Annotated in this window: 26 protein-coding genes and 1 pseudogene; 14 read left to right on the top strand and 13 right to left on the bottom strand. The window is 36.8% G+C overall.

Annotated features, from left to right (window positions below):
* Positions 1–4: 4 nt before the first annotated feature.
* Positions 5–238 carry a hypothetical protein gene (locus ACLHDF_RS21875; protein ID WP_013057270.1) on the top strand — a complete coding sequence of 78 codons (234 nt, stop codon included), beginning with the start codon at positions 5–7 and terminating at the stop codon, positions 236–238.
* A gap of 131 nt (positions 239–369) precedes the next feature.
* Here the strand turns inward: ACLHDF_RS21875 and ACLHDF_RS21870 are convergent, their stop codons facing one another.
* Positions 370–609, bottom strand: a complete 240-nt coding sequence (locus ACLHDF_RS21870; protein WP_013057271.1) for a hypothetical protein — start codon at positions 607–609, stop codon at positions 370–372.
* 70 nt (positions 610–679) lie between these two features.
* Between ACLHDF_RS21870 and ACLHDF_RS21865 the strand changes: the two genes are divergently transcribed.
* From ACLHDF_RS21865 to ACLHDF_RS21845, 5 genes are all read left to right on the top strand, one after another.
* Positions 680–1153 (top strand): Hsp20/alpha crystallin family protein, encoded by a 474-nt coding sequence (locus ACLHDF_RS21865; protein WP_413920722.1) that lies wholly within the window; start codon positions 680–682, stop codon positions 1151–1153.
* A 147-nt stretch (positions 1154–1300) separates the two neighbouring features.
* Positions 1301–2197: a hypothetical protein gene (locus tag ACLHDF_RS21860; RefSeq protein ID WP_413920721.1), complete on the top strand. Its 897-nt coding sequence runs from the start codon at positions 1301–1303 to the stop codon at positions 2195–2197.
* A gap of 92 nt (positions 2198–2289) precedes the next feature.
* Positions 2290–2421, top strand: a complete 132-nt coding sequence (locus ACLHDF_RS21855) for a hypothetical protein (RefSeq protein ID WP_413920720.1) — start codon at positions 2290–2292, stop codon at positions 2419–2421.
* A gap of 78 nt (positions 2422–2499) precedes the next feature.
* On the top strand, positions 2500–3054 hold the full coding sequence (locus tag ACLHDF_RS21850; RefSeq protein WP_413920719.1) for a PadR family transcriptional regulator: 555 nt from the start codon (positions 2500–2502) through the stop codon (positions 3052–3054).
* The gene (locus ACLHDF_RS21845; RefSeq protein ID WP_413920718.1) at positions 3051–3524 is read left to right on the top strand and encodes a DUF4188 domain-containing protein; all 474 of its coding nucleotides are present in this window, start codon (positions 3051–3053) and stop codon (positions 3522–3524) included. The genes ACLHDF_RS21850 and ACLHDF_RS21845 overlap by 4 nt, the downstream gene beginning before the upstream one ends.
* A 25-nt stretch (positions 3525–3549) precedes the next feature.
* On the opposite strand, the pseudogene ACLHDF_RS21840 reads toward ACLHDF_RS21845, so the two are convergent.
* Positions 3550–4246, bottom strand: a pseudogene (locus tag ACLHDF_RS21840) (SAM-dependent methyltransferase).
* A 227-nt stretch (positions 4247–4473) separates the two neighbouring features.
* Here ACLHDF_RS21840 and pssA point away from each other — a divergent pair.
* On the top strand, positions 4474–4965 hold the full coding sequence (gene pssA / locus ACLHDF_RS21835) for a CDP-diacylglycerol--serine O-phosphatidyltransferase (protein WP_413920859.1): 492 nt from the start codon (positions 4474–4476) through the stop codon (positions 4963–4965).
* A gap of 32 nt (positions 4966–4997) precedes the next feature.
* Here pssA and ACLHDF_RS21830 read toward each other — a convergent pair whose 3' ends face one another.
* Positions 4998–5225, bottom strand: coding sequence for a hypothetical protein (locus ACLHDF_RS21830; RefSeq protein WP_413920717.1), 228 nt, complete (start codon positions 5223–5225; stop codon positions 4998–5000).
* A gap of 194 nt (positions 5226–5419) precedes the next feature.
* Between ACLHDF_RS21830 and ACLHDF_RS21825 the strand changes: the two genes are divergently transcribed.
* Both ACLHDF_RS21825 and ACLHDF_RS21820 read left to right on the top strand, forming a co-directional pair.
* Entirely contained in the window at positions 5420–6178 is a 759-nt protein-coding gene (locus ACLHDF_RS21825) for a TrmB family transcriptional regulator (protein ID WP_413920716.1), read from the top strand.
* 104 nt (positions 6179–6282) lie between these two features.
* Positions 6283–7452: an MFS transporter gene (locus ACLHDF_RS21820; RefSeq protein WP_413920715.1), complete on the top strand. Its 1170-nt coding sequence runs from the start codon at positions 6283–6285 to the stop codon at positions 7450–7452.
* 45 nt (positions 7453–7497) lie between these two features.
* Here the strand turns inward: ACLHDF_RS21820 and ACLHDF_RS21815 are convergent, their stop codons facing one another.
* The 3 genes from ACLHDF_RS21815 to ACLHDF_RS21805 all read right to left on the bottom strand — a co-directional run bounded on the left by ACLHDF_RS21815 (position 7498) and on the right by ACLHDF_RS21805 (position 9564).
* Positions 7498–7968, bottom strand: coding sequence for a DUF523 domain-containing protein (locus tag ACLHDF_RS21815; RefSeq protein ID WP_413920714.1), 471 nt, complete (start codon positions 7966–7968; stop codon positions 7498–7500).
* 109 nt (positions 7969–8077) lie between these two features.
* Positions 8078–8917: a YihY/virulence factor BrkB family protein gene (locus ACLHDF_RS21810; RefSeq protein WP_413920713.1), complete on the bottom strand. Its 840-nt coding sequence runs from the start codon at positions 8915–8917 to the stop codon at positions 8078–8080.
* A gap of 284 nt (positions 8918–9201) precedes the next feature.
* On the bottom strand, positions 9202–9564 hold the full coding sequence (locus ACLHDF_RS21805) for a YidH family protein (protein WP_413920712.1): 363 nt from the start codon (positions 9562–9564) through the stop codon (positions 9202–9204).
* Between the two features lie 335 nt (positions 9565–9899).
* On the opposite strand from ACLHDF_RS21805, the gene ACLHDF_RS21800 reads away from it, so the two are divergent.
* Positions 9900–11099, top strand: coding sequence for a multidrug efflux MFS transporter (locus ACLHDF_RS21800; protein WP_413920711.1), 1200 nt, complete (start codon positions 9900–9902; stop codon positions 11097–11099).
* A gap of 34 nt (positions 11100–11133) precedes the next feature.
* Here the strand turns inward: ACLHDF_RS21800 and ACLHDF_RS21795 are convergent, their stop codons facing one another.
* From ACLHDF_RS21795 to ACLHDF_RS21780, 4 genes are all read right to left on the bottom strand, one after another.
* Positions 11134–11433, bottom strand: a complete 300-nt coding sequence (locus ACLHDF_RS21795; RefSeq protein ID WP_413920710.1) for a TIGR04104 family putative zinc finger protein — start codon at positions 11431–11433, stop codon at positions 11134–11136.
* A 152-nt stretch (positions 11434–11585) separates the two neighbouring features.
* A complete protein-coding gene (locus ACLHDF_RS21790; RefSeq protein WP_413920709.1) occupies positions 11586–12758 on the bottom strand; it encodes an MFS transporter in 1173 nt (390 codons plus the stop codon).
* Complete coding sequence (locus ACLHDF_RS21785; protein ID WP_413920708.1) at positions 12728–13168, bottom strand: MerR family transcriptional regulator; 441 nt, start codon at positions 13166–13168, stop codon at positions 12728–12730. The genes ACLHDF_RS21790 and ACLHDF_RS21785 overlap by 31 nt, the downstream gene beginning before the upstream one ends.
* A gap of 112 nt (positions 13169–13280) precedes the next feature.
* Positions 13281–13943, bottom strand: coding sequence for a hypothetical protein (locus ACLHDF_RS21780; protein ID WP_413920707.1), 663 nt, complete (start codon positions 13941–13943; stop codon positions 13281–13283).
* A 245-nt stretch (positions 13944–14188) separates the two neighbouring features.
* Between ACLHDF_RS21780 and ACLHDF_RS21775 the strand changes: the two genes are divergently transcribed.
* The 3 genes from ACLHDF_RS21775 (at position 14189) to ACLHDF_RS21765 (ending at position 16790) form a co-directional block, all read left to right on the top strand.
* Positions 14189–14776, top strand: coding sequence for a beta-class carbonic anhydrase (locus tag ACLHDF_RS21775; RefSeq protein ID WP_413920706.1), 588 nt, complete (start codon positions 14189–14191; stop codon positions 14774–14776).
* 16 nt (positions 14777–14792) lie between these two features.
* Positions 14793–16412, top strand: coding sequence for a SulP family inorganic anion transporter (locus ACLHDF_RS21770; protein WP_413920705.1), 1620 nt, complete (start codon positions 14793–14795; stop codon positions 16410–16412).
* Positions 16413–16574: 162 nt separating this feature from the next.
* The gene (locus ACLHDF_RS21765; protein ID WP_413920704.1) at positions 16575–16790 is read left to right on the top strand and encodes a hypothetical protein; all 216 of its coding nucleotides are present in this window, start codon (positions 16575–16577) and stop codon (positions 16788–16790) included.
* Here the strand turns inward: ACLHDF_RS21765 and ACLHDF_RS21760 are convergent.
* Both ACLHDF_RS21760 and ACLHDF_RS21755 read right to left on the bottom strand, forming a co-directional pair.
* Complete coding sequence (locus tag ACLHDF_RS21760) at positions 16787–17470, bottom strand: response regulator transcription factor (RefSeq protein WP_413920703.1); 684 nt, start codon at positions 17468–17470, stop codon at positions 16787–16789. The genes ACLHDF_RS21765 and ACLHDF_RS21760 overlap by 4 nt on opposite strands.
* Complete coding sequence (locus tag ACLHDF_RS21755) at positions 17448–18938, bottom strand: sensor histidine kinase (protein ID WP_413920702.1); 1491 nt, start codon at positions 18936–18938, stop codon at positions 17448–17450. Before ACLHDF_RS21755 ends, ACLHDF_RS21760 begins: the two co-directional genes overlap by 23 nt.
* 270 nt (positions 18939–19208) lie before the next feature.
* On the opposite strand from ACLHDF_RS21755, the gene ACLHDF_RS21750 reads away from it, so the two are divergent.
* Positions 19209–19706 (top strand): N-acetyltransferase family protein, encoded by a 498-nt coding sequence (locus ACLHDF_RS21750; RefSeq protein ID WP_413920701.1) that lies wholly within the window; start codon positions 19209–19211, stop codon positions 19704–19706.
* Positions 19707–19923: 217 nt separating this feature from the next.
* Here ACLHDF_RS21750 and ACLHDF_RS21745 read toward each other — a convergent pair whose 3' ends face one another.
* Positions 19924–20463 carry an SMI1/KNR4 family protein gene (locus ACLHDF_RS21745; RefSeq protein WP_413920700.1) on the bottom strand — a complete coding sequence of 180 codons (540 nt, stop codon included), beginning with the start codon at positions 20461–20463 and terminating at the stop codon, positions 19924–19926.
* Between the last annotated feature and the right edge of the window lie 112 nt (positions 20464–20575).

Raw genomic sequence — 20575 nt, 5'->3', positions numbered from 1 at the left:
CCATATGATTTTTTCGCCTATGGTCATTAACTTACAAGCTTTCAAAGTGAACGTTTTGGATAATTCATCCGTTTTAAGCATAGGGCCCAATCAGCAGCTTGATGTATTTGTATCTTATAAACGTAATCAAGGACTCGGAGAATCAAACGGAGATTTTTCTCCGAACGTAACTCCGTTCTCATGGATTATAGACTCGGATGTAAACGATTCAAATTCAGTTAAAAACAGCGTAATTTAAATTTTTTCATCTCCTCTACCTCTATCGCACATGATTAGCAGCATATCTTCATCTATTCGTCTATCAGTATTCAACCGGAAGCCTAATAAATATAACCTTCATCCAAACTGGCTATATTTATTAGGCTCTTTCTATGAAATGGGCACTTTTTGAAAAGATGATGGGCTATCAATTTGGTCCCGATCATCGACACAGCTTCTCGTTCCTATAAAGCCGCTATCATCACCAAAATTTTGCCCAAACCCCTGTGTTTTTTTATCTGAATTATTCCAGTCTGCTAGTAAATTCTGTCCGATATTTACTGCAGACGCATTTTCAAAGGAATTTATCTTTAGCATTAAAATATTAATATTTATAGATGCACCTGCCATTTAAACCACCCCCTTTTCAAACTATATTCAAATTCCATCTTTTTATGATGTGTGGTAAGGAGGAAACCATATGGACTTTGATAAACTTATGCAGTGGATGGAATTTGCTAAAAAATATCAAACAAATGACTTTTGGAACGGTGTCTTTGATCAGACTGCTTTTAACGACTTTATGAAAGAAAATATGGATATGAATGCTCCGGATTCGTATCAGGCTCCTCAAGCTCCTAAAAGTAATTTTCCGCTTGTCGATATTTATGTTACTCCTCACGAAATCATTGTTATTGCTGACTTGCCTGGTTACCTAAAAGAAAACTTGCACGTTTCTGTTTCAGGCAGCCGACTTCTATTAAAAGGCTCACCCCACCCTCTCATCACAGGGCAGCCGGTTGTACAAGAACGACCTTCTGGAGACTTTAACCGAATTGTTGAATTACCAGAGCCCACGGATGCGCAGCATCTTCGTGCAAAATTTGAAAATGGACTGCTTATTCTTTCTTATCACAGGCAGTTTTTTCAAGAAGAACGTATTCATATTGAATAAGGCTTAGTAGTTTTACGAATGAATTTTAATGCTTCACATAAGCATTTATAAACGCGAAAAATTTAATGTTAATTTCCAAACTGGAACACTATGTATTTATCTAACTGTGAGTACGACGGAAATAAGTCCAAGATGAGGAGAAGCGAAATGTCTATGAAAGGATTTTTCACACCCAAGCAGACTAACCAACATCTTCACACTGAGCTAGCGGACTTCAAACATCAAATCAAGCGCATTAACACGCTTGAAGTTCACATGAACCGTTTTTTAAAACTAGAACCGCAAGTTGGTTCTCTCATAATGCTCAAAAAAAAGCTAGAGGCTCAGCCGGCGCTTTCCAACAATTCTTCATCTTCACAAAGAAGTGCTCAAAAAAATACAGACCAAACATATCTAAAAGACATACAAGAGACTGCTGATCAGCTTCATTTCTTAAAAGAAAAAGTAGCGCAATTGGAACAAGTTATCTCCACACAAAACCCTCGCGATAAACAGAAAGAAGCTGTGCCTTATACGGATATAGCTCACTTAGTAGAACAATCGGTAGAGAAACAACTGGCCCCTTACATCGAAAGGATGACCGAACTAGATAAAAGAGTTTCAGCATTGGAGCGCAGCATGTCGCTTTTAACTGAAGTCCAGGTGGACATGCTAAAACGAACAGCTTCCCTTCAAGAAGAAGTAAAAGCGATTCGTCAAAGAACCGCACTCTTAGAAGATGCTCCTCCTACTATTCATATTGATAAATTTTTTCTTGATAAATATGAACAAAACAATAATATTGGTCAAGTTGGCATTAAGGAGCTCAGCGGCGCTTTAAATATCGGGGCTACATACGGAAGTGGAGTTATACCAAAAGATTTCACGGACCAAATCCAAAAAGATATGGAAGAGTTAAAAAACGCCAAATCAGATATTTCTTCTGGTAAGACGAAGTCAGCACAAGAGGATAAAGAACAGTGTTCTTCCGCCTTCGAAAAGGAAGAACCGTATACAGAAGTTCCTATTTTTGACGAAGATGATTCAAAGGAAGAGTCAATCTAAAAAAGACTTAAAATTATGTCTAGTTATGACTAGAATTTTTGCAAACTATTCTTTACACTATAGGTAATAACTTCAAAAAAGGAGATATGCTGATGCCAAAGCTTTTATGGAGAATAGGTGCTGTCATGTTGCTAATGTGTGGAGGCTTTATCTTTTTATTTATTGCTGCTTCGCAAACGATGGTTCAGCAATACAAACCTTTTTTTAGACGCGAGAGTGCATAGCTCTCGCGTTTTTCTCATTGAGTAGTATCCTATTTATGGTAATATATATATATCAAAAAGATATAGGCGGGAAAATAAATGAAGGAAAACCAAACAAGATATGCAATTTTAGGACTGCTTACTACTGAATGCAGAACTGGTTATGAAATTAAGCAGTTAATGGATCGAAGTTTGAATCATTTTTGGAAAATTAGCTATGGTCAAATTTATCCCGCTTTACAAAAGCTTGTGAATGAAGAACTAGCAACGGTCAATTTCATTTCTCAAACGGACAAACCAGATAAAAAAGAGTATGTAATAACGAATAAAGGAAAAGAAGCCCTGCAAGATTGGCTACGTGAACCTATTCAGCAGCTGCCCTCAGAAAGAAATGAACTTCTGCTAAAACTATTTTTTAGTGGTCGACAAGAAAAACAGCTCACAATTTTGCAGTTAAAAAACGCTGAGCAGAAATTAACTGAACGCTATCACATGTATTGCGGGATCGAAGACAGCATTTCCAACAGCCCTTCTCCCGACCGAACTTATTGGCTTATTACCCTAGACTACGGTAAACGCACAACGTGTGCTTCGATAGAATGGTGCAGAGATACGATTAATAAATTATACGGTGAGGAGGGGCATCAGCTATGATTCATTCCACTCGTGTAATGGCTAAGCCCGGTCAGGATTTGGTCGTCTTTGTTATAGGAATGCGCATTAATAAATGGACAGCCGTACACAAATGGTTTCCTGTATTTAAAGCAATGCCTCCAATGATTCGCGAATTGTATACAAATAAAAATCTTGGCTTTTTATCGTTGCAAGGATCCTTTAACTTAAAAACCATCACGCTGATTCAATATTGGGAATCAGTCGATCAATTGACCTCCTATGCCAAAGGTCCTCAGCACTTAAAAGCTTGGCACTCTTTTTATAAACAGGCTTCAAAAACAAATGCAGTTGGCATTTATCATGAAACGTACGTCATACCTGCAGGAAATTATGAATCAGTGTATGTAAACATGCCTTCGTTCGGCTTAGCCAAAGCGCTTGGATCTGAAACAATAACAAAGAATACTCAAACTGCTAAAAAACGTTTGACCGTTAAAAAGCCGCTTTAAATAAAAGCGGCTTTTGCTACATTTGTTATACATATATCTTCAGCATTTGATTGGCGCCTTTTTGAAATTCATACGAAACGTCTGCTATTTCTGTCCCTTTCACTAGAGGCGCAATCTCTTCTAATAGCTGGGGCAAATATTTAGAAAGCTTGCCGCTTAGATCCGTTAAAGGAAACAAGCGCACTTCTTCTTTTGTAACGCGTATCAGTTCTTTTAAAGCGCCTAAATGAAACGCATAATCTAATCGGTCGCTGTACAATAAATAAAAAGTTTGCACAAAGCGTGAAATCAAATTCATTCTTTGGAAACGGCAGATTAGGAAGCGCTCCGTACTGATAGGCTTCGGGATTCTTTTTCATATGAGCAATACAATCTTTTAATGCTCTTTTTCGATGTTCAGTTAAGTGATCAATAGACGAAAAATACTTCCACACATACTGCTCCTGTACGTGCTGCATTTGATTCATCGTATGAATTAAATCCAGGCTCCCTTTATTTTCAAGCTCTTCTGCCGTAAATTTATAGGCAATATCACAGCTAGTAGCTGCCGTACCTTGTTGCAAGGCATGAGCAGTAAAAGAACAGGCACCGCTAGCACAATCTAACACTTTTTTTCCTTTTAAATTCTTCTCATTCAAATTAAACATAGCTCTATACTCTTCAAACGTTCTGCCAATAAAAACAACTCGGTCAATTCCTAACTTTTTCTCAGCTAAACTCAACTCTACTCAGCTCCTATTTTTTACTTAGATTTTCATTTTATATAAAATTCAGTTAAATCCCAATAACTTATGTAGTAATTTTATATACATATGCTTTCTCGATACTTCTCTTTACATGTTCAGATCCCATATTATGTGAAATAATTAAATAATCCGCGCATCTCACATAATAATACAATTTAACAGTTACACTAATCGTACACACTGTGAAAGGCGGTTGTATGACATTGATTCTTCGACTGTTAAAATGGGTTCCGAATCTCTTTACGATTGGAAATTTGCTAAGCGGCGTATTTTCCATAGCCTTTAATATGAACAGCTACGAACGCTTAGCTGCTCTTTTTATTTTTTTAGCCGCTTTTTTCGATTTATTTGATGGCAAAATTGCAAGAAAGCTAAAAGTTAACAGTGAATTTGGTGTAGAGCTAGATTCTTTAGCTGATATCATAAGCTTTGGTGTGGCGCCTGCAATCCTATTTCATACTCTTTCTCCCCACTCTTGGCTAACCGTGTTAGCCTTTATGATTTATCCAAGCATGGGTGCATTAAGATTAGCAAAATTTAGTGCAAATCCAACCGTAGGTTATTTTATCGGCCTGCCTATTCCTTTTCCAGCTCTAATTATCGCACTGCTTGGCATGTTTTATTACGTAAACCCTTACCTTATGATTATTTTAGCTATTTTGATGGTTAGCCCTATTCGGGTAATGAAAATTTAAATGCAATAAAAGACAGACAAAATGCCTGTCTTTTATAGTGCTGTCCATTCTTCAAACAGCATTTTATGCTTGAATTTCAGCTCATGTTCTCTTTTTTCAAGCTGAGCCTGTAAAGAAAGCCATTCGCTATTATCAGGTGCTGAGTATAATTTTTCTTCAAGGGAAAGTAAGGAATCCAGCACGTCTTCAAGCTGAGCAGCAACTTCTCTTTGCTGTTTTATATTCATTTTTTTCAACAGTAATCTTTCATTTTTCTTCATGTTTTTCACCTCTTTCTTTTCTTTACCCACTGATGAGTGTTTTAGTACTATAGAAAAGACCTCTTAATAGCTTATTTTATTTCTTGATAATTATTTAGAACATAGTTTAATAAGATATAATTATAATTATAATTAGTAATACTTTTATAAACCGTGATATACTTGAAAAAAGAAAGGATGATGAATAGAGAATTATGCTGCAAAAATTTGGTTTTTCTCAGTATGAAAGTCAAGTATATGAAGCGCTGCTTGCGAATGATGGTCCACTGGATGCTAGTTCGATTGTCACGTATTCACATGTTCCAAAAGCAAAGATTTATGAAGTACTTAATCGTTTAATTGATAAAGGTATTGCAGTGAATACATTGTCCGGGAAAAAGAAACTTTATTCAGCGGTTGCTCTTCAAACCGTCATTCAAAAGCTTACTGCTGATTTTGAAAATGACATCGATGAATTAAAAGCATATAAAATTAAAAAAACGTTTACGGATGACCATATTTGGAGTTTAAAAGATAAATCTTCTATTTCTGCTCACATTGAACAATTGATTCATGAAGCGGAATCTTCTATTATTTTATCGGCATGGAATAACGAGTTGGAACATTACCGTTCATTGCTAGAAGAGAAAGAGAAAAAAGGCGTGAACGTCGAGGTCCTAACCATAGGAAACTTACAGACTTCCCTCAAACATTTACATACACTAAACCCAATAGATGATCATAAAAAGCTTGAGCCGTCACAGTTGATTATTGTTGACGATGCTTACCTTTTATTTGCGGGCATTGAACACGACACATGGAAAGCAATTAAAACTATGTCGCAGCCGCTTGTAAAAGTTTTCGCTGATTTCTTTTATCATGACGTCGCACTTACCCATATTACAAAGAAATATCAAGAGCAGCTTCTTCAGGATGCTGAGATCATGGAGCTGCTTACTCGATTGCGCTATTAAAAAGGTTACTAATGAATTAGTAACCTTTTTAAAATTACCTATTGAAATCCCGTCTAAAAAAGGTTACTATTCTAGTTGTAACTTTTTGAAGAGGGGGTTTTTTGATGAATAAAAAAGTTTACATACTTGCGATTGCTTCCTTTGTTGTTGGAACGGTCGAATTAATTCTGGGAGGTATCTTGGACTTAATTGCCGATGCATTTCAAGTATCATTAGCAAAAGCAGGTTATTTAATCTCTATTTATTCATTTGTTTATGCTTTGTCTGCGCCAATTTTACTAAATGTGACGGCCAAGATAGAGCGTAAAAAAGTATATATGTGGACATTATTTATTTTCTTATTGAGCAATGTATTTTCAGCCTACAGTTCGGGCTATTATATGTTACTGATTGGACGTATTCTTGCTGCTGCGAGCGGTTCTTTTATCATTGTGTTATCTACCACAATGGCTTCTAGAATGGTAAAGCCTGAATATCAAGGCAGAGCAATTGGTATCGTATTTATGGGAATCAGCGGCTCACTTGTTTTAGGCATTCCTCTTGGTATTTTGATTGGAAATGCGCTTGGCTGGCGTCAAGTATTTGTCATGATTGCGATTTTGACTGCCATTATTATGATTACCGTTTGGTTTACAATGGAACGTCTAGCTCCCGCTCCAATTGTACCGTTAAAGACTCAGATAAAGGCTTTACGCAATAAAAAAATGCTAGCTATTCACCTAGCAACATTATTTGTACTTGCGGGCCACTTAACGCTTTATGCGTACTTCACGCCATTTTTACAAGAAACGCTAGGACTAAATACAACGATGGTGACCATTATTTATGGAATTTTTGGCCTTGCTGCAGTAGCAGGAGGAGGGCTTGGAGGAGCTGTTTCTGATAGATGGAACCCTTCTTCGTCTGTTATCACCATGATCGCTCTCTTTTTTGTTAGCATGATTGCTATGCCTTTTGGCGTTCATTTGCCATTTGTTGTATTCTTGCTTCTTATGATTATCTGGAGTGCACTCAGCTGGGCAGTCTCACCGGCTCAAAGCAATTTAATTATTCACAGTGCACGCGACACCTCGGACATTTTAATCAGCACCAATGCGGCGATTTCACACGTAGGAATTGCGATTGGCTCTTATGTTGGAGGAATTGTAGTTAATCAATACTCTGTTATTTATAACGGCTGGGTCGGCTCTATTTTTGTATTACTTGGTCTTTTATGCTCTCTTTATGCCGTGACACGAACAGAAAGCGCAGCAGATACGCTTCATAGTAAATAAGCTTTTACAAAAAAGCGTACACACACAGTGTACGCTTTTTTGTAATTATGGTTGGTCCCAATACAGTTTAGTTTCAAATTGCGCTTCGGACATGACAACAAAACCATGCTTTCTTAACAAAGCAGTCGTTACCCCTTCACCAGCAATTCTAGCACCTGAAAATGCTCCGTTATATATATGTTCACTTCCACATGAAGGACTGTTTTCTTTTAGCACAATAACTGTAGCTTTTATCTCTTTTGCGATGCTCAGTGCTTTATACGCTCCGTCTATGTATAAATCTGTTACGTCTTTTCCAGATAGTTCAACAACCCGTGCGCTTCCATTTATTACGTCCATTCCTGTTCCTTTTATGATTTCTGCCGGTTCTCTAGGCGTATGAAACCCACCTAACAATTCCGGACATACCATCATCGCTTCTTTATTTTCAATGAGCGCTTCAACTTCCTTAACTAAGGCACTGCTTCCATTATATCTGCACGCTTGACCTGCCAAACAGGAACTAACCAAAATCATAGAATTCTCCCTCCCCAAAAAAACACTTCTCATTCATCATACAAAGAATGTATGATGAATGGAAGTGTTTACCTTCTATATTCTATTCGAGATCGCTCTTTGACTCTCACTATTTATTTCCTTCATTCCTTACGTTTGAATTTGTTTTTCGGTAGGTTTTGATGAACTTATTACCGTTTATCAAACCACCAATTAGTAAAATAGCGGCCGTTAAATAAAACCACACCATTAGAATAATAATACTTCCAAGCTGACCATAGATTTGCGAATAGCTTCCAAACTGGACATAGTACCCAAATCCGGTAGACGCAACTTGCCACCCCAATGTGGAGAAGACAGCCCCTGGCAGCACATCTTTCCACGTTACTTTTGCACTTGGCATCAGTTTATAAAAAAGAATAAAAAAGCCCAATAAAAACAATGTCCCGATTCCCCATCTAATTGTCGTCCAGCTTTGAAACCAAATATCAGGAACATGGACTTTTGTTAATACTAAATGTCGAATGACTTCTTCAATAATTGGTACAAACAATGAGATAGCCACCACAACCATAAAACCAAAAGTCAAAATTAAATCATTGATTAAACCGCGCAAAAACGTTTGTTTTCTTTGTATATGATACGCATCATTTAAGGATCGAACCAAAGATTGTATAGCCATAGATGCGAGCCAAAAAGTAGCCAATAAACTAAATGATAAAACTTTTTTCCCGCTATTGTTAACTGTTTCAATTGACCGCTCAATTACATCGTATGCGCTTTTAGGCGTAAATGGTTCAATAAATACCAGCAAATTGTTTGTATCAATTGGAAAGAAACTCAGCAGAGAAAAAAGAAAGATAATAAACGGTACAAAAGACAACAAAAAATAGTAGGCTGTTTGAGCAGCCTGATCAAAGAAACGCTCCGTAAAAAAACGAGCGGCAACGGTCTTAGAGGTTTGAATCATAACAGCGTTCTCCTTTACTTTCGCTTCACTATGTAGTAAAATTCATATTCATTTTTTATGTTCAACATGTATTGGATAAGTTTAGGCTTATAAAGCTTTCCTATTCCATTATCCGCCGATAACAAAGAATTTAACCTGTAAAACCATATAGTCGGTTCATAAAAGAAGATATTATTACAATTACATCTGCCATTACCACCAGACTAATAGATCTTCTTTTTCTTTCACAAAACCGTAAATTCTTTGGGACTGTTTTCCCTTTTTTCTTACTTCTTAAACTTTTTTTACGCTATGTTAAAAAAGTAAAAAATAAGAGCGCCAATCAGCATCAGCATGATCATTGAAACAAAAATAACCAAAGCGTGAGAAGATTGATACGTTTGGCTGTTAATTTTTTTGCGGGTTGAAAAATAATGATAGGTTGAGAAAAGAAGTAAACCTGCACTTGCAGCTAAAGAAAAAATGATAACAGCAATAATAAGTGTATCGGCTGCTTCACTTAATTTTTTTTCGGAATTGAAATGCAGACCACCCGCCACAAATCCAATGCCAAGCGTAGCAATAGACGTTCGGATCCAGGCTAAATACGTTCGTTCATTTGCTAGATGCTGTTGAATATAAATGGATTCATTTTCTTTTTTAGTCATGTACATACCACCGTCCTTTTATATGTCTTATACTATGAATAAATGCTCAAAACGAAAATAAATTGAGGACGCTTCACGCTACATTATACCTGAAAAGAACGACTCATTACCATTTTCAAGTGGCCAAAAAATCCTAACGTAAAACTGTCCCCCTTTCTATTTTTATTTTGTGTTAATAGTTCACTAAGTGAATCATTTTATTTTTAAATATTTCTGATATATGGTATAATTTAAACTGATAAAAAGATGCTGGATGTATACTAGAAGAGCAGGCCGGATGGTTTCGCTCTTTTGTTGTTTTCACCCCATGCGGCACAACGAAAGAAGGAAATAGAATGGAATTATGGAAACGAAACTTGTACATTTGCTGGTTCGGTTCTTTTTGCACCACAGCCGGGATGAGTTTAGTTATTCCGTTTTTACCGCTTTATATTGAAAAGCTGGGAGTTCACGATACAAGCTCCATCAGCAGATGGGCCGGTATTGCGTTTGGAGCTACTTTTTTAATGGCTGCTATCGTTTCTCCTTTATGGGGGAGTTTGGCTGATAAATATGGGCGAAAGCTTATGCTCCTTCGCGCAAGCTTGGGTATGGCAATTGTTATGACCTCCATTGGTTTTGTTCAAAATGTCTATCAGCTTGTCGGACTGCGTTTCTTAATGGGTGCCGTTTCCGGCTTCATCTCTGCAGCTATTACGTTAGTAGCGACTCAAACACCTAAAGAGCACAGCGGTAAAGCATTAGGTACGTTGTCTACAGGAGCTGTATCAGGATCTTTATTAGGACCGTTAGTAGGTGGCTACTTAGGAGATACAATTGGGTTACGCCACGTCTTTTTCGTGACGGGTGCATTTATGTTTTTGTCTTTTTTAATTGTAAACTTAATTCAAGAAGACAAAAAAGAGACGGCAAAAACGACTAAAGAATCTAACATTGGGTTACTGTCTCTCAAAAATTCTAAGGCTGTCATGGGCGTATTTGTTACAACTTTTCTACTGCAGCTTGCGGTTATGGCTATTCAGCCAATCGTTACACTGTATGTAAAACAACTGTCTAACCATACCGATCACCTTGCTCTTATTTCAGGCTTTGTCGTGGCAGCAACAGGAATTTCAAATATTTTAGCTGCATCAAGGCTTGGGAAAGTCAGCGATCGCGTCGGTCCTCAAAATGTACTTCAAATATGCTTGCTTATCGTAGCAGTTATTTGCGGCTTGCAGGCCTTTGTGTATAGTACTTGGCAGCTATTCTTACTGCGTTTTTTACTCGGTTTTGCAATGGGAGGATTATTACCTTCAATTAATTCTTATTTAAAGAAAATTGTGCCCGACTCGATTACAGGTAAAATGTTTGGCTATAATCAAACCGCGCAATACTTCGGGAATTTAGCCGGTCCAGTCATTGGAGGACAAATTGCCGGAGCAAAAGGAATTCCTTATGTATTCTTAACAACCAGTGTTCTTCTACTATTGAATGCTGGGTGGGTGTATTATCAGCGTCATCACAGACAACAGCTAGACGGTAAAACTGCATAAAAAAAACCTTCCGTTGAAACGGAAGGTTTTTTTATTACCATAAGGGTTCTTCTTCGCTGCTTACTTCATAAGAAAGTGGCATCATAATAATCGCTGCTATCAAGAAAATAAGCTCCGCGACAACAATGGATGGAAAGGAAAAGTCTAATAGTGAGAGAATAAGCCATATAATAAGGGGTGCAAATGAGTAGATTGATAATCGCTTTTGGGATTTTGCAGAGATATACTGTTGTTTGTCACAGTGTGGGCATTCTAAAACGTTTCTAAATGTTAACAGTTGTTTAAAGGTTGTCCTCCAGTTCCATTTATGATTACAATTTTGACAGGTGGCCATGGGCATCACGCTCCTAAAAAGATTTATGTACATATAAAGTATACGTACAAGTTGGTAAAAAGTTTCATTTTTATGATTAAAAACGTTTTTACTATTATAACATAAAACAAAATAAAAGGCTTTTTGCAGGAAAAAGCCTTTTATTTCAACGTTTATTTAGATACAGCTTCATCCGTTTGAGAAGTTGTTTTTACTTTTACAACCATGATAACAAAAGCTAGCAATCCAAGAATCGCTGCTACAAGAAAAGGCGCTTGAGGCGCTACGGTATTGCCGATAACCCCTGATAATAAAGGAGCAAACGCTGCACCTAACCACCTTAAGAAATTATATCCCCCAGATGTGATTCCTCGTTCATAAGGAGATACTTCCATTACATGACTTGTAAATAATGCATTATTAAGTCCTGATACAAGGCCTGCTGCCATAATTAAAACAATACGCAACCATGTTGCATCAAATACAAATAAACAAATTAATATAAGTGAAAAAACAATTAAGCTAACATGTAACACTTGTTTTGGCTGATGTCTTTTTTCTAACTGATGAGCTAAAACCGCTGAGCCATAAGCCAAACATAATCCCCATCCAAAGAAAACAAAACCAATTTGAAGAGCTCCGATAGATAGGATAAGCGGCGTATAAGCTAACACTGTAAAAAATCCATAGTAATAAAGCATGCCTGAGACAGCGCCTTGAGTAAATTGTTTTAATTTATAGAGCTTCACCATATCTTTAAAGCCTGCTGCTTTACGAGGCTTTGTGCTTGTAGGCTGTTTAACAATCGTTAACACTAAAATGAAGGCAATAAAGATTAAAGCACTTGTACCGAAAAACGGCCATCTCCAAGAAGCATTTCCTAATACCCCTCCTACAAGCGGTCCCCCAGCCATTCCTAAACCAATCGCGGCTTCATATAATCCTACTGCTTTTTTCACTTCACCTGATAATGCAATAAGCAGCGTCATAGCTGTTGCAAAGAAAAAAGAATTACCAAGTCCCCAACCTGCTCGGAAAATAGAAAGCTGAGGAATATTATTAGAAAATCCGCATAGCGCTGCAAAAATCGTTACAATGATAAGTCCTGTTACCATCGAGCGCTTGTCCCCTACACGTGATGCCAAGATACCTGCTGGAATCATCATGATAGCCATCATTAATAAATAGGAAGTAAATAACATTTCCACTTGCCAATGAGAAGCTCCAATTTGCTTAGCAATCTCCGGTAAAATTGGATCTACTACCCCAATTCCCATAAATGCTAAAAAAGTAGCTATTACCGTAATAATTTGACCTAATCGGTTATTTGAATGCTGTCCTTCCACTCTTTCATCTCTCCTTTTGTTTTTTCATGTATTGCTATAGCAGATTCTCGCATTTCCTTTAGCTCGGTTTTAAATGCCTGCATTTTAACGACTTTAAATTCAATCATCTTGATTTGGTTTTCCAGCAGATCTTCTATTTGAGTTATCTCTTTCGCTAATAACCCTTGCTGCTCGCTTCTTTCTTCAATCATTCTTTTCAACCACATAAACTGCTGCAGTTCCTGCAAAGAAAAACCGAGAACTTCTTTTGCTTTTGCTACTTTTCTTAGTTCTTTTACCTCTTCTTCCGAATAAATTCGGTCATTTCCTTTTGTACGCTGTGGGGGCAAAATGAGTCCAATCTCTTCATAATACCGAAGAGCACGCTTAGTTAAACCGGTCATTTTCGTTACGTCATCGATTAGATACATGTTTTTCTCTTCACCTCTCTCATTAACGTTAACGTTAATGTCAATATAATCAATACATTTTATGTAAATTTTAAAAATGCGTGCAAAAAAAACCTATTGAAAAATCAATAGGTTACATCAATATTTCATACAGCTGCTGTGCTGTTTCTCCCGTTACTTTACCATATACCCCTCTTTTTTTAGAAGTAAGTTCCGCACTGTCAGAAGTGAATCTTACATTGTATACCGCGCCTTCATAAGTCAGCTGTACATCCGGGTCAAGAGCTAAGCTATAATCAGCTTTTTTCCATTGAATTTGTTGCATAATTGATTCCATAGCTAAAGCATCTTCTGAACTTAATGTTTTATCGCCTACTTTTATAAGTTTTCCCTCCCTTTTCTTATTAAATTTTAATTCAGAATGAGAAAACGAAAATTCAAGTTGATTTTTATCATGTTTGATGAGATCTCCCGGTAGTTCTACATACCGGACAACTTCCTCTTTGTGTAAAAACACAAGCACTTGATCAGTAGCAGATATTTTTTTTATCACCTCTTCACTGACTGGTGCGTTTACAAGCTTTTCTACATCGGCTTTATTTATCTTATTTGTAAATACATATCCCTTTTCCCATTTAAAATCACTTAACTTTGATACATCCACTGAGCTTACACCTTTTTTTGCAAATGACTCCTGAATATTCTCCGCCATTTCTCTGTCGTTGATGACTTGAGTATTAGAACTACATCCTACCAAACAACAGAAAATAATGCCTATTGCTATAAGAGACTTCACTTTTCCCTTCCTCCTCTCTACCATTTTTAAATAATTCCAACTTTTCACTATTTTAACATATAATTTTCATTTCGTAGAAAAACAAAAAAGAATACGCTTACATAACTTCACGCATATAAATTAGATTTATTTATAAGTTTTTTCTGAATATTTTAAGAAAGTTTTAATATTTTATTTAGTTCGTTTTTAAATTTTATCTTTAGACTAAAAAATAAGTTAAAAATAAAGGATGCAGGAGGAAAACAATGACTTGTCTATCTGAAGTTTTAAAGTTTAATGAAAAATTTGTAACAAACAATCAATTTGAGGCTTTTCAAACATCCAAATTTCCTAACAAAAAGATAGTGATCTTAACTTGCATGGATACACGCTTGTTAGAATTACTTCCTAAAGCCATGGGGCTACGAAATGGAGATGCAAAAATTGTAAAAAATGCCGGAGCTGTTATCTCTCATCCTTTTGGCAGCATCATGAGAAGTATCTTAGTTGCGGTCTATGCGCTTCAAGCTGATGAAGTATGTGTCATCGGTCATCATGAATGTGGAATGACGGGCATGAAAGCTGAAGCTATTTTAGCCTCTGCTGAGCAAAGAGGGATTAGCTCAGAACAGATTCGAAACCTTAAATATGCGGGTATTGATTTAGAAGGATGGCTAACTGGGTTTGAGTGTGTAGAAGATAGTGTAGAAAACAGTGTAGATATGATTCGAAATCATCCTTTACTACCGAAAGACGTACTTGTTTCTGGAATGGTTATTCATCCTTCAACAGGAAAGCTTGACGTTGTTGTAAACGGCTATTCCCAAGACCAAACTGAAACCGTAAGCTCATGAAGGAGGTTTTTATTGAATGCTAAAAGATAACCGCTTTCAAGGCTATTCAGCACGGCATCTGCAAAAAGATATTATCGCTGGTTTAGTTGTTGGGGTCGTTGCTATTCCTTTAGCAATGGCCTTTGCTATTGCTTCTGGCGTAAGACCTGAATACGGTATTTATACAACAATTATCGCAGGAATTATGGTTTCGATATTAGGCGGATCGAAATTTCAAATTGCAGGTCCCACAGGCGCATTTGTTCCGGTGCTACTTGGAGTTGTTGTGCAGTTTGGTTATGAGAACCTTATTATTGCGGGCTTTATGGCTGGAATTATGATTACACTTCTCGGAATATTTAAGTTAGGAAAATTTATAAAGTTTATTCCGCGACCTGTGACAATTGGGTTTACAGCAGGAATTGCGATTATTATTTTCTCAGGGCAGATCGCTAACTTTTTAGGGTTAAAAGAGATTGCAAAGCATGAAGAATTTCATTTAAACATGGTTGAAATCCTACGAAAGGTTGAAACAATTAACATTTACAGCATCATCATAGCCGCTATTTGTTTGGCTATTGTGATTACAACACCAAAGTTTTTACCTAAAATTCCAGGTGCTTTGCTGGGGCTTCTCGTCTCTACACTTGTAGCCGTTACACTGTTCCCAGGCAAAGTTGCAACAATTGGCTCTACTTACGGTGCTATTCCAAGTAAACTGCCATCTTTTAGCTTCCCTGATCTAACATGGGATAACATTGTGATGCTATTTCCGGCTGCCTGTGTAATTACCATGCTTGGAGGTATTGAATCCCTATTATCGGCTGTTGTTGCTGATAATATGGCCAAAACCAAGCATAATAGCAATAAGGAACTTGTGGGTCAAGGAATTGCTAATATTGCTACGTCGCTGTTTGGCGGAATCCCAGCGACTGGTGCTATCGCCAGAACGGCTACCAATATCAAAAACGGGGCAGCATCTCCGCTATCAGGAGTCATACACGGGTTAGTTGTTTTACTAGTTCTGGTGATGCTCGCTCCTTATGCATCAAACATTCCGCTTGCAAGTATGGCACCTATTTTAATGTTTGTCGCTTGGAATATGAGTGAGCGTAAAGAATTTATTCATATTTTAAAAACAAAGTCAGCTGATTCGTTTGTACTTGTGGCTACGTTTTTATTAACGGTTTCAATCGATTTAACAACAGGTGTAGGCGTGGGTCTATTTTTAGCTATTATCATGTTCGTAAAACGAATGAGCGGATCGCTGAAGATTTCAAAGGTTTTAGCGGACACGTCTGAAAACGCTAACAACTCTGAATTGATGGAATATACGCTGCAAGGATCACTATTTTTTGGTTCTGCTGAAGTATTGGAAGATTCCTTTGATAACATTGCTGAAGCGAAACCGAAAATTTTATTGCTTCGAATGAGCCAAGTGTCCTTTATCGATACATCCGGAGAAGCTTTACTATCAAAGGTGGTCGAACGTTTGAAAGATTCGCATAGCCAAGTCGTTATTTCTGGTTTACAGCAGCAGCCGAAAGAACTGTTAAAATCAACCGGTCTATATGATAAGATCGGTGAAAAAAATATATTTTCTTCCGAACCTCCTGTAAGTAAAATTAAAGCTCGTCATAGAATCGTTACTACGTAATAAAAAGAGGCTGAGATAAAAGAATGTTAGTTAAAGAACGAGGCTGTGACAAAAGTATTTTAGACGAAATGAAAAACGAACCATTGATCAATATGTTTGATTAGTGGTTCGTTTTTTTGTTAGGGTGAACGTAGGTTTCATTTGTTTAGATCTTTCTAGCAGTTGATTGGGGGGCAAGGCGAAGACTCCTGCGGGAAAAGCGGAACAGATGAGACCCCGCAGGAGCGTAAGCGACGAGGAGGCTCATCGGCCGCCCGCGGAAAGCGAAGTCTTGCACAGAACTCAACTGCGGTGTCACAAGCGGTTCAGCTAATGTATCCCATTTGTTCGTCTTTAGATTGGATTAATTTCGTTATGTCTCCACCTCTTTCTATTTAAATATTGAACCGATACCCTGCTCCCCATACCGTTTCTAGGTATTGAGGATCTGCTGGGTTTTCTTCTAATTTTTCTCTTAGTTTTCGAATATGAACCGTTACGGTTGAAATATCTCCTGAAGAATCAAAGCCCCAAATTTTTTCGAATAAATGTTCTTTACTTAATACTTGATTTGGATGAGAAACGATAAATTTCAGCAAATCGAATTCCTTCGCTGTAAAAAATACTTCTGTATCATTGACAAACACTCTTCTAGCAAGGGTATCAATCGCTAAGCCATGAATACGAATCATGCGTTTTTCTTGCTTGTCAGAGAGTCTTTCATATCTCGCTAAATGCGCTTTGACTCTTGCAACTAGCTCCCCTGGACTGAATGGCTTGGTAATATAATCATCTGCACCTAGCCCAAGCCCTCTAATTTTATCAATTTCTTCCTTTTTAGCTGATACTAAAATAATTGGAATATCTTTTGCAGCTCGAATTTGCTTACACACTTCAAACCCACTCACTTTAGGGAGCATAATATCCAAAATAATCAGATCAAAATGTTCATTTAACGCTTTTTCTAACCCTTTATCACCACTATATTGAACGTCTATTTCAAAATCATTAATTTCCAGGTAATCTCTTTGCAATTCAGCAATACTTACTTCATCTTCAATTAATAATATCTTCTTCATGTGTATCACCATTTTCATTCATTTTTTGCAAAGAAAAGAAAATACTTGTTCCTTCGCCAAGTTTACTTAGTGCCCAGATGTCTCCCCCGTGGCGTTCCACAATTTGTTTTGCAATTGCCAGCCCAAGTCCGCTTCCTCCGGTGTTGCTATTACGGGACTGTTCAGCTCGATAAAACCGGTCAAAAATATGTGCTAGTGCTTCCGGTGAAATCCCTGCGCCATTATCTTTCACTTCAATAATAAGTTCGCTCTCGGTAGCGGAAAGAACGATATCAATTCTTTTTCTTTCTTTATCCATAAATTTAATACTGTTGGTTGTTAAGTTTATTAGAACTCTTCGCAGCTGCTCAGCATCTGCCTTTGCATACAGTGTGATTAGAGAATCATTGGAAAATAAGACATCAATATCATGTTCGCTCATTTCAAACTGAAGCTCTTGCACATAACTTTCCATAAAAGCAGAAATGTTAAGTTTTTTAAACACAAATGGAATTTCGTGCAAATCCAATTTAGAAAACAAAAACAGCTCGTCGATTAAGGCGTTCATGTCTTTTGCTTTCGTTGAAATCGTTAACAAATATTTGGAAAGCTTATCGGGCGTGTTAGCTACTCCATCTTGAATTCCTTCTACATATCCTACAATGGAAGTAATAGGAGTTCGTAAATCGTGTGAAATACTTGAAAGCAGCTGCTTGCGATTATCTTCATATTGAATCTGCAGCTCAACAGAAGACTTCAGTTTTTGCCTCATTTCTTCAAAAGCTTGCGTTAATTCACCTATTTCATCTTTTGAATTAGCAGAGATCTCAAAGTGAAGATCACCTTGTTTTATTTTTTCAGCTGCTTCTTTTAATTCACGAATGGGTTTAATAATACTTCTTGAAACAAGATAGTTTAAAAATCCAATAATAACGATTACTAAGATTAATAGTAGAAAGATTAAAAAGGGAAAAATCCGATTAATAATGCCTACATAAGGGCTGATTTTCCGCAAAACATAAATGCTTCCTTTTTCTTGATTTGAAAAAGGGAAATCAAGGTTGATATATGTAAAGTACTGCTTGCCTATCCGCAGCATATCCTGCTGATATGAATGATTTCCTTTACTTTTTTGATGCTTTGGCAAGTATTTACGAAGGTTTTCTCCTTTAATAGATTCTGAAGCGTATACCACCTCTGTATTCATTTGAATTACAATATCAATATTTTCGAATTCATATTTTTTAACCGTCTCCGGCCGCAGCAGCTGCTCCGGTTTTTTTTCACTCAATAACTTTAAATCTAAGAACGCATTTTCTTCTTCTGGCGTTAACAATTTATACTCATAGGAATGACTGTAGAGCTTTCTTACAAAATCGGCATCGCCTGTAATGGAGAAGAAAATAAGAAAGCCTGATAAAAAAAGCAAAATAATAAACACAAACACAATGCTGATATACGTTAAAATAAAACGCAGCTTAATTGACATCACTTACCCCATGCCCCTTTGGCTTTAACAGAACTATTTGATAGACTAGTAAAGGTGAATAACAAATAGATCGTTAGACATTATACATCTAGCAAAAAATAAAACAACAAAACAAATGTATATACTCACTTTACCGTGATAGAGTGAGAATGAACACCACCTTTTTTACCATTTTATGAATTAATGGAAAATTATGATCTATTTTTCATAATATTCTTAGGTTGAAAGTCATGCTATATGTCTTAATTTTTTAAAAAAGGAGACTTTTTAATGAAAGTGATTAAAGCTACTTCCTCTCACATTCCTTCTATTGCCCGCTTATACGTAGACAGCTGGCGCATTACATATGAAGGGCTAGTACCCGCTGCTTATTTAAAAGACTTGTCTTATGAACAAAGTACAGAAAAATGGTCCCTTTTTCTTAGTGAGCCTTCTCATTTCATCTTGCTCGCTATCGATGAACGAGGAGAAATTGCCGGTTTTTCAGCAGGTAAGCCTTATTTATCAAGTGCTGAAATATACGCGCTGTATGTTTGCAAGAAAGCCCAAAACCAAGGAATTGGTCATCTTCTTTTCTCTCACTCAGTAAAAGAATTTGCTAATCAGCAATATACGTCTATGATTATTTGGGCTATGAAGAAAAATGAGCGAGCCGTTCAGTTTTATAAAAAATTAGGCGGCCAAAAAATCTTGAATCGCACAAGTCAATTTGGAGAAACTAAAGTTGAAGACGAAGCTTACGGTTGGGAACGTCTTCCTTCTATATAAATAAACGAGCACGCTAATGTGCTCGTTTATTTGATAGGAACTCCTGCCACAGGAGATAACAGTCCATTAATTTATACTTATCAACAATTCAGACATTAGACAATTGCTATACAATCATACTCATAACCTTTTAGAGTGGATACGCTGTCCTAGCTTATGATGGTTACAAAAAGCAGAACGATTAACACGCTCTGCTTTTAAGTTCGAGAAGATAATTTTATTGTGCCGTTGTCTTTTTATCCGTTGAATGAGCTTTGCTGCAAAGCTCATTCCAATGCCAAAAACAATTCCCTTGACTCACTATAAAACAATCCAGCCATTTCTCAAAATTCATATGTAATAAATGTGCATCTTGAAAAGATGCGTTCCGCTTTTTTACTAGTATATATGCAGGATGTGCTGATTTTTTGGAGTCAATGATAATCTCTTCCTCTCCGACAAACCCAATTGTCATATAGAGACCCTGACTTTTATAAGCTGTTTCTCTTACATCTTCCAATCGATAAAAATTCCCTCTTATTTTTTTGTCAGCATCAATGAACAAGTTACATCCATTTGTTAGCTGTAAAAACTGCTTGTAATCTTCAGGAAGTACTACGTGCATTTCTTCTTCGAACAAATTTAGCTGTTTTTTACTTACTCCATCAAAGAAAGTACAAGTTGTTCTGTATACTTCTCCTTCATTTTTACACACTTCTATAACATTATTGTTTTCCCACAGCCGCTTCCGAAGTGAATTTATTATTTTTTCAATCATACTCTTCCTCCAAGCGTTGGATTTAAAACGGTTACACTACACTAATTAAACAATAATGTGCTAATTCCTTCTTTCCTACTAAATTATACGATAAACTTTAGAAATTCATGTT

The sequence above is a fragment of the Priestia megaterium genome, from assembly GCF_046599315.1.
Classification (GTDB): Bacteria; Bacillota; Bacilli; order Bacillales; family Bacillaceae_H; genus Priestia; species Priestia megaterium_F.
Note: the sequence above shows the minus strand (reverse complement) of the source record. Positions and strands in the feature narration are given on the sequence as shown.

Bases quoted from the DNA above. Each gene is read 5' to 3' on its own strand.
- ACLHDF_RS21785 (WP_413920708.1), bottom strand. From the start codon at position 13,168: ATGTATCTAATCGATGACGTAACGAAAATGACCGGTTTAACTAAGCGT.
- ACLHDF_RS21750 (WP_413920701.1), top strand. From the start codon at position 19,209: ATGAAAGTGATTAAAGCTACTTCCTCTCACATTCCTTCTATTGCCCGC.
- ACLHDF_RS21870 (WP_013057271.1), bottom strand. From the start codon at position 609: ATGGCAGGTGCATCTATAAATATTAATATTTTAATGCTAAAGATAAAT.
- ACLHDF_RS21865 (WP_413920722.1), top strand. From the start codon at position 680: ATGGACTTTGATAAACTTATGCAGTGGATGGAATTTGCTAAAAAATAT.
- ACLHDF_RS21830 (WP_413920717.1), bottom strand. From the start codon at position 5,225: ATGAAGAAAAATGAAAGATTACTGTTGAAAAAAATGAATATAAAACAG.
- ACLHDF_RS21755 (WP_413920702.1), bottom strand. From the start codon at position 18,938: ATGTCAATTAAGCTGCGTTTTATTTTAACGTATATCAGCATTGTGTTT.
- ACLHDF_RS21820 (WP_413920715.1), top strand. From the start codon at position 6,283: ATGAATAAAAAAGTTTACATACTTGCGATTGCTTCCTTTGTTGTTGGA.
- ACLHDF_RS21760 (WP_413920703.1), bottom strand. From the start codon at position 17,470: ATGAAGAAGATATTATTAATTGAAGATGAAGTAAGTATTGCTGAATTG.
- ACLHDF_RS21855 (WP_413920720.1), top strand. From the start codon at position 2,290: ATGCCAAAGCTTTTATGGAGAATAGGTGCTGTCATGTTGCTAATGTGT.
- ACLHDF_RS21860 (WP_413920721.1), top strand. From the start codon at position 1,301: ATGTCTATGAAAGGATTTTTCACACCCAAGCAGACTAACCAACATCTT.
- ACLHDF_RS21805 (WP_413920712.1), bottom strand. From the start codon at position 9,564: ATGACTAAAAAAGAAAATGAATCCATTTATATTCAACAGCATCTAGCA.
- ACLHDF_RS21825 (WP_413920716.1), top strand. From the start codon at position 5,420: ATGCTGCAAAAATTTGGTTTTTCTCAGTATGAAAGTCAAGTATATGAA.
- ACLHDF_RS21800 (WP_413920711.1), top strand. From the start codon at position 9,900: ATGGAATTATGGAAACGAAACTTGTACATTTGCTGGTTCGGTTCTTTT.
- ACLHDF_RS21875 (WP_013057270.1), top strand. From the start codon at position 5: ATGATTTTTTCGCCTATGGTCATTAACTTACAAGCTTTCAAAGTGAAC.
- ACLHDF_RS21850 (WP_413920719.1), top strand. From the start codon at position 2,500: ATGAAGGAAAACCAAACAAGATATGCAATTTTAGGACTGCTTACTACT.
- ACLHDF_RS21815 (WP_413920714.1), bottom strand. From the start codon at position 7,968: ATGATTTTGGTTAGTTCCTGTTTGGCAGGTCAAGCGTGCAGATATAAT.
- ACLHDF_RS21810 (WP_413920713.1), bottom strand. From the start codon at position 8,917: ATGATTCAAACCTCTAAGACCGTTGCCGCTCGTTTTTTTACGGAGCGT.
- ACLHDF_RS21745 (WP_413920700.1), bottom strand. From the start codon at position 20,463: ATGATTGAAAAAATAATAAATTCACTTCGGAAGCGGCTGTGGGAAAAC.
- ACLHDF_RS21775 (WP_413920706.1), top strand. From the start codon at position 14,189: ATGACTTGTCTATCTGAAGTTTTAAAGTTTAATGAAAAATTTGTAACA.
- ACLHDF_RS21845 (WP_413920718.1), top strand. From the start codon at position 3,051: ATGATTCATTCCACTCGTGTAATGGCTAAGCCCGGTCAGGATTTGGTC.
- ACLHDF_RS21795 (WP_413920710.1), bottom strand. From the start codon at position 11,433: ATGGCCACCTGTCAAAATTGTAATCATAAATGGAACTGGAGGACAACC.
- ACLHDF_RS21770 (WP_413920705.1), top strand. From the start codon at position 14,793: ATGCTAAAAGATAACCGCTTTCAAGGCTATTCAGCACGGCATCTGCAA.